We start from the raw sequence: 11,362 nt of genomic DNA, 5'->3' as shown, positions 1-11,362 counted from the left end.
GTCACCCAGGAACCTGTGGTCATGGACTGCAAGCTGGACAAGATTTTCTACGGCAATTTCCTGGCGGTCCGTGACAGCCACGTGCCGATCGAAAAAAACAAGATCACCGGTTTCATCGGTCCGTCGGGCTGCGGCAAAAGCACCGTGCTGCGCAGCCTCAACCGCATGAATGACCTGGTCAAAGGCTTTCGCTTCGAGGGCCATGTGCATTTCCTCGGCCAGGACGTTTATGGCAAGGGTGTAGATCCCGTGGTCGTGCGCCGCTACATCGGCATGGTGTTCCAACAGCCGAATCCGTTCTCGATGAGCATCTTTGACAACGTCGCCTTCGGCCTGCGCCTCAATCGCTACAAAGGCGATCTGGGCGACCGCGTCAAGCACGCCCTGCAAGGCGCCGCGCTGTGGGATGAGGTCAAGGACAAGCTCAAGGTCAGCGGCCTGTCCCTGTCCGGCGGCCAGCAACAACGGCTGTGTATCGCCCGCGCCATCGCGACCGAGCCAGAAGTGCTGCTGCTGGATGAGCCCTGCTCGGCACTCGACCCGATCGCCACCCGCCGGGTCGAGGAATTGATGGTCGAGTTGAAAAAGGATTACACCATCGCCCTGGTCACGCACAACATGCAACAAGCCATCCGCGTCGCTGACACGACGGCCTTTTTCTCGGTGGATATTTCCCAGGGCACGCGCACTGGTTATCTGGTCGAGATGGGCCCGACTGCACAAATTTTCGACAACCCGCGCGAACAAATGACCGGCGATTACATCAGCGGCAAGTTCAGCTGATCAACGCACATCCGCTCAGGGCCGCATGCCGCCAGGCAGGCTCTGGCGGACATACGGTCGCATTACCTTAGTACCCAGCGTTATTCAGGAAAGCCAATGTCTGCAACACGTCGTCTTGATTTACCAGCGATTGAACGCGCATTGCGTGAGGTGCAGAGCCGTTTTGCAGCGCTCAGCCAGCACTTTACCGAGCCGCGTGATCCCCTGACCGACGAGGTGCTACACAATATGCTGGAAGGTTATGCGCTGGTTGACGACTATGTCGCACGTGGCGTCGACCTGTTTGACCTGCAGCAACTCAACCTGATGCTGGAGATCAATGCCACCGTGCTGTGCGGGCGAGACCCGGCGCGCCGACTGGAATATGCTCAGCATCTGGTGGCCACCGAGGAGCACTTCTTCAACAACGTCGAGGGCGGGGTGAAAGACTTGTACAACTGGTACTGCGCGTATCACAGCGAATCCGTCTGGAAGCGTGCGGCCGGCGTCTATGTACGAATCCTTAGCAAGCCGCAACTGTTCATCGAAGGCAATAATCGCAGTGGCTCGCTCATCGTCAGCTACTTGCTCATGCGCGCAGGTTTGCCGCCGTTCGTGTTGAGCCTGGAGAACGCCGAGGGCTACTTCAACCCTTCATCGGTGATACGCAACTCCGCCAAGCACGGGGTGAAGGCATTGTACGAGCTGCCCAAGATCAAGAAAAAATATGCACATTTCCTGGAAGAACAGGCACCTGACCCGATGAAGTTTTTTCTCAAAGATGAGCCCCTCGCTGCTTATCAAGGAGGCCATTGATGAACGACTTTTCAGTGTTCGCCAAATTCCAGACCTCGCTCAGCCGTGCCGGCGAAGCCGTTCAGCGCGCCCTGCTGAGGCGCCAGACACCGCGCGTACGCATTTCGTTTGATATCGATGACACGCTGGCCTGCCAACTGGACCACTGCGACGTCGAGCCAAGCCGACTGCCAGCCTTTGTTCACCGTTTGCTGGGTGAGCCGCTGCGTCTCGGCACCCGCTCGCTGACTCGAGAGTTGCGTCGCCAGGGCTGCAGCATCTGGGTCTACACGTCGTCCGGGCGAACGCCGGCTTACATCCGCCGCTGGCTGATGTTGTACGGGATCCACGTTGACGGTGTGGTCAACAGTGTTGTGCATAACCGTGCGCTTGAGGCTCACGGGCTAGCAAACTCCCCCTCGAAATTTCCGCCAGCCTTCGATATCGACTTGCATGTCGATGATTCCGAGGGCGTTCGGAGCGAGGGCCATGATCACGGTTTTCGCGTTGTTGTCGTCGATCCGCAAGATGAACACTGGGCGCAGAAAGTCTTGAAGGCTGCCGCTGATGTTCAGGCACAGCTGGCGTGGCAACAATCGCGCAGATACACCGGAACCGTGCAGCAACGTCCGGAAGTTTTTTCTTCCTGATCCAGGCATTCAGGGTGACTGATCCAGCGCCCGACTCCAGCCGACAATACTTGGGGAATGTCCGGACAGAGCCGCGCGCAGCGCGGCTTGAAGCGTGGAGGAGTCTGCTCATGAGGAATCGCGAGCAATCTGGCATTTATGGTTAGGCTTCTACGCCTATGAAGAGATCCAGATCGCGGGGTAGCTGCTCACTAATCACGGTCGCAATTCGCTCGGACTGATCGCCAGTTAGCAACCATTCTCCTTCTGGGCTTTCTGCAAAGCTTTGCCACCCCATTACCTCCAACACAGCTTTTTCAAAGCTTGAGTGCACGTCCAGCTCGTATTTCAGCGAAGTATCGTCGCTGTCGCCTGCTAAAAAACCTGTGATGCATAGGTGCATGATTTTCCCCTGGATTACTTTGGCGTCTTTCTGCCTGGCTCAGCGTCTTTCGTCCGCTCTCCCGTCTTGGGGTCGAACTCCCCGAGATGCTTGCCTTGCTTGTCGTATAGCTCAACCCTACCGTTCTCAGAGTGCCATTCATAGATCCGGCCCTTGCGATCTTTCCAGCGTTTACGCAAGCCGCCCCCGCCCTTTACAGAGTTCTTGGACTTGTCCTTCACAGCATCAGGGAAGGCGGTCAGTCCCTTCGGGGGCGGGTGATAGCTGTGGTCGCCGCCAACAGGTCGAGCGAACACCAGGTACAGCGAGCTGAGACCGGTGTCTGCGGGGAACACAAGAATACGGTCGTCGGTTTCAACGTCCTCGCCAGTCGGATAACCGTCGATCCCAGCACCGCGTCGAAGCCTACCGCGAGTCCAACCGCTTCGATTGACGAGGGTACAGGCATGGGCGCGACTAGCATGACCTTACCAAAGTCTGAGGCGGGGACGGTGGCCGTGCCCGGCTCAGTGCTGCACCAGTTTTGAGACACACATGACTTAGCAAAGACCAGGTCGTCGCGAGGCTTGGGTGTGGTCCATTCATCTTTTGGAACGTAGGCGACTGGCTTTGGCTCAGGGGGTGGATTAAACGCAGCCCAAGAGGCGCCGCCATTCGGAAGATTCCGGCTCCATTTATCGTCGAAAGGGTGCTTTGTTTTGTCCTTGTTCATGACAAGTCCCTGTATCACTTCATGTCGAGCCGGGGAGCTTGTGGTTCACACGGACGTCGGTCAATTTTGCTCGGTAACCTAAAGTTTCAGCTCTGTCGAGACTACGAATGCCGAAAGTCTTGGTTTTATTCCTAAACCTTCGCAATTTTAGTTTTCGCGCAGCAGGTCATGCGCGGGATGCGGGACCTGCACAGAATGGTCGGTGGGAACCGTGCAGCAACGGCCGGAAGTTTTTTCTTCCTGAGCGTCAATGCGTCTGACATTTTCCCGCTCATTAATGTGCTGCAACACATCAGTGAGATACGTCAGACGCCCGGCCCATCATCGTAAAAAAAACGTCATATACGCGAACCACTATTGCAGACAGGCGCCCCGCCGTTCTCTCGAGTGCACGCCATGACCACCCCGCTCCCTTCAGGACAGCTAGCAGACGCCGAAAATGAAGTGCACGCCGCACTGAAATCTTTGGTGGCTTTGCGAAAAAAGATGGGCAGCGAAGCGGCTGCTCATTTTGATCTGTCACGCATCCATCCAAGCTATCGCGACAGCGCTGCAAACCTCCTCGATTACCTGGCCCTCAGACGCCACGACATTCGCCCATTGCAGGCTCAATTGACGGCATTGGGTTTATCTTCACTTGGGCGGTGCGAACGCGATGTCCTCGGCTCGATAGACCGCGTGCTTAACGTGCTTGAGCGGATGAGCTCACATGCGGCGACTAACGGGAACGAGGGGCCGAATACGCCTGCGATGAAAAATACAAGGTCGTTGGTTGAACACGGCGAAGCGCTCTTCGGTAGCCACGACCACGACAGAGCAGTTCGCATCATGGTCACCATGCCGACTGAAGCCGCCATTGATTATGAGTTTGTCGAACGCCTGGTCGCGGCGGGCATGAACTGCCAACGCATCAACTGCGCGCACGATGGGCCGGAGCAATGGCTGGCGATGATCGATCACGTGCGCCGGGCCAGCCTCAAGCTACGTAAACCCTGTCAGGTGGCAATGGATCTGCCGGGGCCCAAGCTTCGTACCGGCCCTATTGCTGACGGCAAGCCAATACTCAAGATCCGGCCGCACCGTGACGAAACGGGCAACGTATTGAAACCTGCAAGACTTTACCTGACGTCGGACTCAGCTCAGGCGTCTGATGCCATCCAGTTACCCGCTGACTGGCTGGAGCCTATCGAGGTAGGTGACCAGCTGAAATGCCGTGATGCGCGCTTCTCCAGACGCACGCTGCGAGTCATTGAAAAACAGGCTCAAGGTGTTCTGGTAGAGCTCGATAAGACGACCTATCTGATGTCCGGTCTGCAGTTGAAACTTCAAAATCCCGCCGGTCGCAAGGGCTCGGGGAAAGTCATCGCTGTGCCCACAAGGCCTCAGACCATCAAGCTGCACGAGGGTGACGTTCTGACGCTCACCCTGGACCCTGATGAAGGGGCTCCGGCGACGTTAGACGAGGCAGGCAATGTGATTACGCACGCACACATCAGCTGCACATCGGAAGCGGTCTTTCAGGCTGCGAAACCGGGCGACCCGATATGGTTCGACGATGGAAAAATCGGCGGCGAGGTGTTATCCAAAAGCAGCCATGCGCTGCACATTGAAATTCTCCATGCACCGGGCGGCGTGAAGCTCAAGGCTGACAAAGGCATCAATCTTCCGAACACGGATCTTGGTCTGAAGGCGTTGGGTATCGACGACGTCGCAGCGCTTGAATTTGCCGCCCGGCACGCCGACATCGTGCAACTTTCATTCGTTAATCGAGCAGACGATGTGCTCGCACTTTTCCAGCATCTGGACCGCCTGGATGCCGAGCATTTAGGCGTGGTGTTGAAAATTGAAACCCGCCAGGGCTTCGACAATCTTCCGCAGCTACTGCTTGCCGGAATGAGGAGTCCACGGCTGGGTGTCATGATTGCCCGCGGTGATCTCGCGGTTGAAACCGGATTTGAACGCACCGCCGAGCTGCAGGAAGAAATGCTGTGCTTATGCGAGGCCGCGCATGTCCCCGTCATCTGGGCGACGCAGGTTCTTGAGTCCCTGGCCAAGACAGGCGCCCCTACCCGAGCAGAAATCACCGACGCGGCCATGGGCATCCGGGCCGAATGCGTGATGCTGAACAAAGGGCCATTCATCCTCAAGGCCGTTAATACCCTGGACGACCTGCTCAAACGCATGCAAAGCCATCATGACAAGAAACGCCCGATGTTGAGAAAGCTGCGCGTCGCAAAGCTACCGGTTCAATCAACTTAAGCCGACCGATCGACCACCGGCTCAAGCCGACAATGCTTGAGCAATGTCCTGACGGAGCCTCGGACACTGCGCTTGTCCAGGTCTTTTGTTGAGAACCAGCGACAGTCATCGATTTCGTTGCATGGGCGAGGCTTGGGCTGCCCTGCCAACGAAGCTTCGAATAAAAAGTGAGTGACCCTGCTGTCTTCATATTCGGAGATATAGGAGAGCTGATTAAAGGTCAGTCCAGTTTCCTCTACCATCTCGCGCAGGGCGGCTTGAAGAGGCGTCTCACCTTCTTCGATGCGGCCACCGGGCAAATTCCATTTCGCGTGGCGTTTGCGCACGAACAGTATTTCCTCGTCACGCCGATAGATCACCGTGGCGCGTCTTTTCAGATCCTTTTGCTTTGCTGCGGCGATCGTATGACCCATGAACGGCGCCCTCCATTTGATACCAGGTCAAGCACGAAGTAACCCGTTGACCATGGTGTGCCTTGAAGGTGTCGAATTGATGACCGTCAGGTTTTTTCTGCGGTTTTTTGGTTTTAGCGTGTGGCTGCCTGCGTGGAGGGTGGCGTTCGACGCTGGACGATTCGAGGTCCGTTTGGGCGATGAACCTTATTAGTTCCACCCTCGTTCGAGGAAGTAGTTAGCGGTGGCCAGACCAAAGCCTGAAGCAACCGGTAATCTGTATTGTTTTCAAAGGTAGCCTGTGGTGCAGGGGAACGAGGGGCTCTGTGACCGCGTTCGCCCTGCACTTTCAGTTAGATCGCGCCGGCGAGACGGGCGGCGAAGTCTCGATAGCTATGCAGTTCACGCCCAAGGATCGTGGTCAGGCGCTGGACATCGCCAGCCTCGGGGATCATCCCGTCGCTGACAAAACGCTCGGCCATAAGGCGCATTTCATAGGCCATCCACTTAGGCATGAAATTGGCCACGGTCTGTTCAAAGCCGCTCGGATCGTCACCCCCGTAAATGACCGGACGTGCCAGCACATCGGTCCATATCGCGGCAACATCTGAACCGGTCAGCGTATCGGGTCCTACCAGGTTGATGGTTTCAACCGGCAGCTTGCCCGGTGCCTGGTCGCGGCGCATCAGCTCAATGGCTGCCACTTCTGCGATGTCACGGGCATCGACCATGGCAATGCCCTTGCCGCCGATTGGCATCGGGTAGATGCCGTGTTCAAAGATGGCGTCCTTGACCATCACTTCATTGTCGATGAAGTAGGCCGGGCGCAGGATGGTGGCACTGAAGCCCATCTGTTTGATCATCTGTTCGGCACCGGACTTGACCGCGAAGTGCGGCACATTCACGAAGCGGTCGGCATGAATGACCGAGAGATAGACGACCCGTTCCACGCCCGTTTCTCGAGCAATGTTCAGCGCCAGCAGAGCCTGGGTGAACTCGTCCGCAGCCACCGCATTGAGCAGAAAGAAACTGGAGACATCGGTGAAGGCGCGGCGCAGCGAGTCAATGTCCATCATCTCACCTTGCACCACGTCAACCTGCGGCGGAAAGTCAGCCTTGGAGGAGTCGCGGACGAGAACGCGCACGGCAGCATGACGTTTAAGGAGTTGTTCAACAACTTGGCGGCCGACTCTGCCGGTTGCGCCAGTAACGAGGATGGTCATGGTTATTCTCCGTAGGGATTTGAACGACAGCGCTAATATCGGTGTTTACAAAATGCTGCGATAGCCCTCAAATTTGCACACTGTGTTCCGCATATGGAACAGCAAATTTCGAGCGTTGAGCATGCCGCGCAGTCGGGTTAAGCGACTAGAGGTCTGTGCAACGCCCGCTGCCTCCGCCACCTCATAGGTAAACCCGTGGACCTACTCGCGCTCGCCGATTTCAATCTTGTTGCTCGTCATGGAGGGATCGGCCGCGCCGCACGTGCCAGCGGGCGACCGAAGGCGACGTTGTCGCGTCGCGTCGCAGATTTAGAGCGCAGCCTTGAGCTGCGTCTGTTCGAGCGCGGGACGCGCGCACTCAAGCTCACAGAGGAAGGGCGAGCATTATTCGAAAGAACGGCAGCGTTGCTAAATGAACTGGACGAGAGCGTTGCCGCCATCGCTTCAGGTGGGGAGCGGCCACGGGGCACTCTGCGCATCAGTGCGCCTCTCTTTTTTGCCCAGGCGGCGATGGGAAAGCTCGCCGCAGGCTTTGCACTGAAATATCCGGAGGTCCGATTAGAGGTCACCACGGAGGACCGCATTGTCGACATGATTGAGGAAGGGTATGACTTGATCATTCGGGTCAATCCGGCGCCTGACGAGAGCCTTATCGGTCGCGTCTTACTGCGTGACCGACTGGTCGTCGTAGCCAGTCCTGCCTTCGTGCGTCCCGAGGGTGATGTGGCTGTACCGTCTGTGGTTCGAGGGGCAGGCGACCGAAGTCCGGTGTGGCATATCACGACGCCAGGTGGCAGGTCCCAGATAAACGTGGCAGCCGTCCTGAGCCTGTCTTCGATGTTCATGGTCCGTGATGCAGTCCGAGCAGGCGTTGGGGTCGCACGCCTTCCCGTTTCGCTGGTAGCCGGTGATCTGCTCAATGGACAGATGGTGCACTGGGGGGATGTAGAAGGGCCGGAAGTCGCGCTTTGGACGCTCTATCCATCAAGGCGGTTATTGAGCGCCCGCGTATCTGTATTTCTCGAGTATTTGAAAGAAGCTTTTCCCACGGGCAGACCAGAGGAACTGACAAGCTTTATCACAAGCTGACACACCGAACCGTAACCGACCTCAGCGAAGTTCGATCAGCATATCGAGAAAAGCGCGCACAGCTGGATTGGTGCGACGGCTCTCTGGCCAGATAGCCGTGATGTTGTCCCTCTGCACTGCGAACTCGGCCAGGATCGGGACTAACTCTTGCCGCTTCACCCTCGCAGCGGCCATGAAACTCGCGGCTATGCCTATACCCGCGCCCGCTGCCATCGCTGCCAGAATAGCCTCGCTTGCATCAACGACGACAGGCGATGACGGCACTATTTCGATTTCCTTATCGGCGATGCGAAATGGCCAGCGTAAGGTTTGACCGGAGTTTTGATAACGCAGGTTCACCGTTTCGTGCTCGGCCAGTTCATCAGGATGTCGGGGCGTGCCGCACCTGGCCAGATAGTCTGGAGAGGCATAACAACAGAGCGTGTATGGCAAGAGCTTTCGGGACAAGAGCGATGAGTCCGAAAGCTCACCGATCCTTACCGCAAGATCAATGCCTTCCTCGACCAGGTCCACAATCCGGTCACTTAGCCGCAGGTCGATCAATACCTTGGGGTGGCGTTTACGAAACTCGGTGATGGCGGGCGCGATAATATGCATCCCGATGGGAAGTGACGTCGCAATCCGTAACGTGCCAGCAGGCTCGGATCGCGCTGATTTAGCTACTTGCTCGATCTCTTCTGCCTGGCGCAACAGCTGCAACACACGCTCATGAATATCGCGTCCTTCAACTGTGAGGGTCAGCGAGCGTGTGGTGCGGGTGAACAGCGACACGCCGAAATGACGTTCCAGCCGCTGGATACTTTTACTGATCGCCGAGGGTGAAATGGACAGCGAGCGGGCCGCAGCCCGGTAGCTGCCCAGAGAGCCAGCCCGGGCGAATGCAATCATCCCGCTCAGTCGTTCGAATCCGATTGGTTCCTTCATGGCACCATTGAAACGAAATCCAACCTGATTATCAACCTCGCTGCCGCCAGTTACCTTAAGTCATCCCCATCGATACTAAAGAGGTTGTGATGAACGACATGATGAAAGCGGTGCAATTGCACGAATTTGGCGGTCCCGAAGTGCTGCGTTATGAGGATGCGTCCAGACCTGTCGCCCAACGCGGCGAAGTGCTCGTACGTGTACATGCAGCCAGTCTCAACCCGCCTGACTTCTATCTGCGAGACGGGTATAGGGCTTTACCACCTGAGTGGTGGCCAAATCCAACATTCCCGCTGGTTTTGGGCACAGATGTATCCGGGGAGGTTGTAGCCGTTGGCGACGGAACTGGCAGCTTCAGCGTGGGCGACGAAGTCTACGCAATGGTGCGTTTTCCGAGAGATCTGATGACTGGTAGCGGCGCCTACGCCGAATACATATGCATCCATGAGACCGAGTTAGCGTTGAAACCCAGCGGCATAAACCACGTTCAGGCCGCGGGTGCGCCCATGTCGCTGCTCACGGCCTGGCAGTTTCTGATTGACCTGGGGCATGACGAGCCGAATCCATTTCAGTCGTTCCGACACGCGCCAGTCCCGCTGCGAGGCAAGACCGTTTTGGTAAATGGTGCCGGCGGTGGCGTGGGGCATCTAGCGGTGCAAGTTGCCAAATGGAAAGGCGCACGCGTGATTGCGGTCGCCTCCGGTAAGCATGAGAGCCTGCTTCGCGACCTAGGCGCTGAGGCATTCATCGATTACAAAAAGACGGCCGTTGAAGACGTCGCAAAGGATGTGGATCTGGTGATTGATGCCGTCGGTGGCGCGAATATGGAACGCTTTCTGAACGTCATCAAACCAGGCGGTGCCCTGTTTCTGGTCAACCCCATGGGTTTCTGCCGACATAAAGAAGCAACTGATCTGGGCATCACCGTTTCCTCAACGCAGGTGCGCTCCAACGGTCCCCAACTGGCAGAGGCTGGCCGCTTATTGGATGACGGCACTGTCCGCGTGGTGATCGACAGTACGTTTGCACTCGCCCAGGCGTCGGATGCGCACCACCGAGCTTCACAAAGCAGCATTCAAGGCAAAATCGTGCTTATCGTCTGAGTGACCACTGCCACCGATTTCCGAGCAATTCGGTAGTCGGGGGCCTACACCGAAAGGATGGCAAAAATGCTCATAGTGACTGGCTACCTCTACATCTCGTCCGCTCATATCGAGCGATTCCGAACCGAGTTTCAAACCCTTGCTGTCGACACACGAAAACGTAAAGGGAACATTTCCTACGACGCCGCCATAGAAGACACACAATCCGGAAAACTCATTCTTTCCGAGCGCTGGGCTGATCAAGCCGCCCTCAGCGCTCATCTCAATGCCGTAGACACCGTGCAGTTCGTAAACCGATGGCAGGGGTTGGTGCGAGCCGATATCCGAAAGTACGACGCTTTGAACGAACGGGATCTTATGACGCAGTAGCAACGAAGCTAACCTTGAACGGGCTTCGCTTCATGGTTGGACTGAAGGACCGCTTTGGGTGGTTTTCAGCCCTTCGTGACGGGCAGCAATCGACCCATAGCTGCCGGTCATTGCTAGCTTGGTTTAAATCTGACATTTATCGACACGTCAGCAGATGTGGATTTCACGTGAATGCGCGATTTTCAGTCCGGTTTCGAGTACCCGTCGCGCTCGAAAACGAAAGCGCCATCATTTAGCCATACTGCGCAAGAAGTTGCGCAGCACCCCATAATAAAACACCCATCGGAAGCGCTACAGACCATACGCCACGTGGCCTGTAGCCAAGTGCGCAAGAAGTTGCGCAGTACTGCGCAACTTCTTGCGCACTTTTGCCCTCGCTCCCCAGTAAAAAACCCTCACATTCGCAGGCCAGAGCAGCTTTACCCAACGCCCGCCGGGGACTTCGCCGAACCTGGCACGCTCCTTGATAACTGTCAGGCACCCACCGGGCGATTTCGCCTCCCGGGCACTCTTATTTATTCAGCAAGGAGCACACCCATGGCTACACCAGCGTACATGTCGGTAACCGGCGAAAAACAAGGCCTGATCACTGCAGGCGCATTCACCGCCGACTCCGTTGGCAACACCTATCAGGAAGGTCACGAAGACCAGGTCATGGTTCAGGCTTTCAGCCACGACGTGATCATCCCGCGTGACCCGCAA

13 protein-coding genes are annotated in these 11,362 nt (G+C 56.8%); 8 read left to right on the top strand and 5 right to left on the bottom strand.

The annotated features are described in order from the left end of the window. The first annotated feature begins 21 nt into the window (after positions 1-21). The 3 genes from pstB to DU29_RS0119355 all read left to right on the top strand — a co-directional run bounded on the left by pstB (position 22) and on the right by DU29_RS0119355 (position 2,207). On the top strand, positions 22-783 hold the full coding sequence (gene pstB / locus DU29_RS0119365) for a phosphate ABC transporter ATP-binding protein PstB (RefSeq protein ID WP_050483139.1): 762 nt from the start codon (positions 22-24) through the stop codon (positions 781-783). Positions 784-879: 96 nt separating this feature from the next. After that, on the top strand, positions 880-1,578 hold the full coding sequence (locus DU29_RS0119360; RefSeq protein ID WP_028623164.1) for a hypothetical protein: 699 nt from the start codon (positions 880-882) through the stop codon (positions 1,576-1,578). Continuing rightward, positions 1,578-2,207 carry a hypothetical protein gene (locus DU29_RS0119355; RefSeq protein WP_028623163.1) on the top strand — a complete coding sequence of 210 codons (630 nt, stop codon included), beginning with the start codon at positions 1,578-1,580 and terminating at the stop codon, positions 2,205-2,207. The genes DU29_RS0119360 and DU29_RS0119355 overlap by 1 nt, the downstream gene beginning before the upstream one ends. Positions 2,208-2,349: 142 nt before the next feature. Here the strand turns inward: DU29_RS0119355 and DU29_RS0119350 are convergent, their stop codons facing one another. Together DU29_RS0119350 and DU29_RS0119345 are read right to left on the bottom strand one after the other, a co-directional pair. Next, positions 2,350-2,589: a pyocin S6 family toxin immunity protein gene (locus DU29_RS0119350; protein ID WP_028623162.1), complete on the bottom strand. Its 240-nt coding sequence runs from the start codon at positions 2,587-2,589 to the stop codon at positions 2,350-2,352. Positions 2,590-2,603: 14 nt separating this feature from the next. Continuing rightward, complete coding sequence (locus DU29_RS0119345; protein ID WP_081832514.1) at positions 2,604-2,975, bottom strand: colicin E3/pyocin S6 family cytotoxin; 372 nt, start codon at positions 2,973-2,975, stop codon at positions 2,604-2,606. 722 nt (positions 2,976-3,697) lie between these two features. Here DU29_RS0119345 and DU29_RS01000000130195 point away from each other — a divergent pair. Continuing rightward, entirely contained in the window at positions 3,698-5,560 is a 1,863-nt protein-coding gene (locus tag DU29_RS01000000130195; RefSeq protein ID WP_033050701.1) for a pyruvate kinase, read from the top strand. On the opposite strand, the gene DU29_RS0119335 is transcribed toward DU29_RS01000000130195, so the two are convergent. Next, complete coding sequence (locus DU29_RS0119335; RefSeq protein WP_050483138.1) at positions 5,557-5,973, bottom strand: NUDIX hydrolase; 417 nt, start codon at positions 5,971-5,973, stop codon at positions 5,557-5,559. The genes DU29_RS01000000130195 and DU29_RS0119335 overlap by 4 nt on opposite strands. Positions 5,974-6,305: 332 nt before the next feature. Next, positions 6,306-7,175 (bottom strand): SDR family oxidoreductase, encoded by an 870-nt coding sequence (locus tag DU29_RS0119330; protein ID WP_028623159.1) that lies wholly within the window; start codon positions 7,173-7,175, stop codon positions 6,306-6,308. A gap of 195 nt (positions 7,176-7,370) precedes the next feature. On the opposite strand from DU29_RS0119330, the gene DU29_RS0119325 reads away from it, so the two are divergent. Continuing rightward, positions 7,371-8,264: a LysR family transcriptional regulator gene (locus tag DU29_RS0119325; protein WP_028623158.1), complete on the top strand. Its 894-nt coding sequence runs from the start codon at positions 7,371-7,373 to the stop codon at positions 8,262-8,264. Positions 8,265-8,285: 21 nt separating this feature from the next. On the opposite strand, the gene DU29_RS0119320 is transcribed toward DU29_RS0119325, so the two are convergent. Further along, positions 8,286-9,152 carry a LysR substrate-binding domain-containing protein gene (locus tag DU29_RS0119320; RefSeq protein ID WP_236645629.1) on the bottom strand — a complete coding sequence of 289 codons (867 nt, stop codon included), beginning with the start codon at positions 9,150-9,152 and terminating at the stop codon, positions 8,286-8,288. 125 nt (positions 9,153-9,277) lie between these two features. Here DU29_RS0119320 and DU29_RS0119315 point away from each other — a divergent pair, with 125 nt between their 5' ends. The 3 genes from DU29_RS0119315 to tssD form a co-directional block, all read left to right on the top strand. Further along, the gene (locus tag DU29_RS0119315; RefSeq protein ID WP_028623156.1) at positions 9,278-10,291 is read left to right on the top strand and encodes an NADP-dependent oxidoreductase; all 1,014 of its coding nucleotides are present in this window, start codon (positions 9,278-9,280) and stop codon (positions 10,289-10,291) included. A 66-nt stretch (positions 10,292-10,357) separates the two neighbouring features. Beyond that, complete coding sequence (locus DU29_RS0119310; RefSeq protein ID WP_028623155.1) at positions 10,358-10,660, top strand: putative quinol monooxygenase; 303 nt, start codon at positions 10,358-10,360, stop codon at positions 10,658-10,660. Between the two features lie 537 nt (positions 10,661-11,197). Then, positions 11,198-11,362 (top strand): type VI secretion system tube protein TssD (gene tssD, locus DU29_RS1000000131660; RefSeq protein WP_033050698.1); only part of this gene is annotated, 165 nt, incomplete at its 3' end.

Origin of the sequence: Pseudomonas sp. Ant30-3 (genome assembly GCF_000690905.1) — a bacterium.
Lineage (GTDB): Bacteria > Pseudomonadota > Gammaproteobacteria > Pseudomonadales > Pseudomonadaceae > Aquipseudomonas.
This window is presented reverse-complemented; position numbering and strand designations above follow the sequence as displayed.

What these genes read in the sequence shown, in the direction of transcription:
- DU29_RS0119315 (WP_028623156.1), top strand. Translation starts at nt 9,278, where the DNA reads ATGAACGACATGATGAAAGCGGTGCAATTGCACGAATTTGGCGGTCCC.
- DU29_RS0119335 (WP_050483138.1), bottom strand. Translation starts at nt 5,973, where the DNA reads ATGGGTCATACGATCGCCGCAGCAAAGCAAAAGGATCTGAAAAGACGC.
- pstB (WP_050483139.1), top strand. Translation starts at nt 22, where the DNA reads ATGGACTGCAAGCTGGACAAGATTTTCTACGGCAATTTCCTGGCGGTC.
- DU29_RS0119360 (WP_028623164.1), top strand. Translation starts at nt 880, where the DNA reads ATGTCTGCAACACGTCGTCTTGATTTACCAGCGATTGAACGCGCATTG.
- DU29_RS0119310 (WP_028623155.1), top strand. Translation starts at nt 10,358, where the DNA reads ATGCTCATAGTGACTGGCTACCTCTACATCTCGTCCGCTCATATCGAG.
- DU29_RS01000000130195 (WP_033050701.1), top strand. Translation starts at nt 3,698, where the DNA reads ATGACCACCCCGCTCCCTTCAGGACAGCTAGCAGACGCCGAAAATGAA.
- DU29_RS0119350 (WP_028623162.1), bottom strand. Translation starts at nt 2,589, where the DNA reads ATGCACCTATGCATCACAGGTTTTTTAGCAGGCGACAGCGACGATACT.
- DU29_RS0119330 (WP_028623159.1), bottom strand. Translation starts at nt 7,175, where the DNA reads ATGACCATCCTCGTTACTGGCGCAACCGGCAGAGTCGGCCGCCAAGTT.
- DU29_RS0119355 (WP_028623163.1), top strand. Translation starts at nt 1,578, where the DNA reads ATGAACGACTTTTCAGTGTTCGCCAAATTCCAGACCTCGCTCAGCCGT.
- DU29_RS0119320 (WP_236645629.1), bottom strand. Translation starts at nt 9,152, where the DNA reads ATGATTGCATTCGCCCGGGCTGGCTCTCTGGGCAGCTACCGGGCTGCG.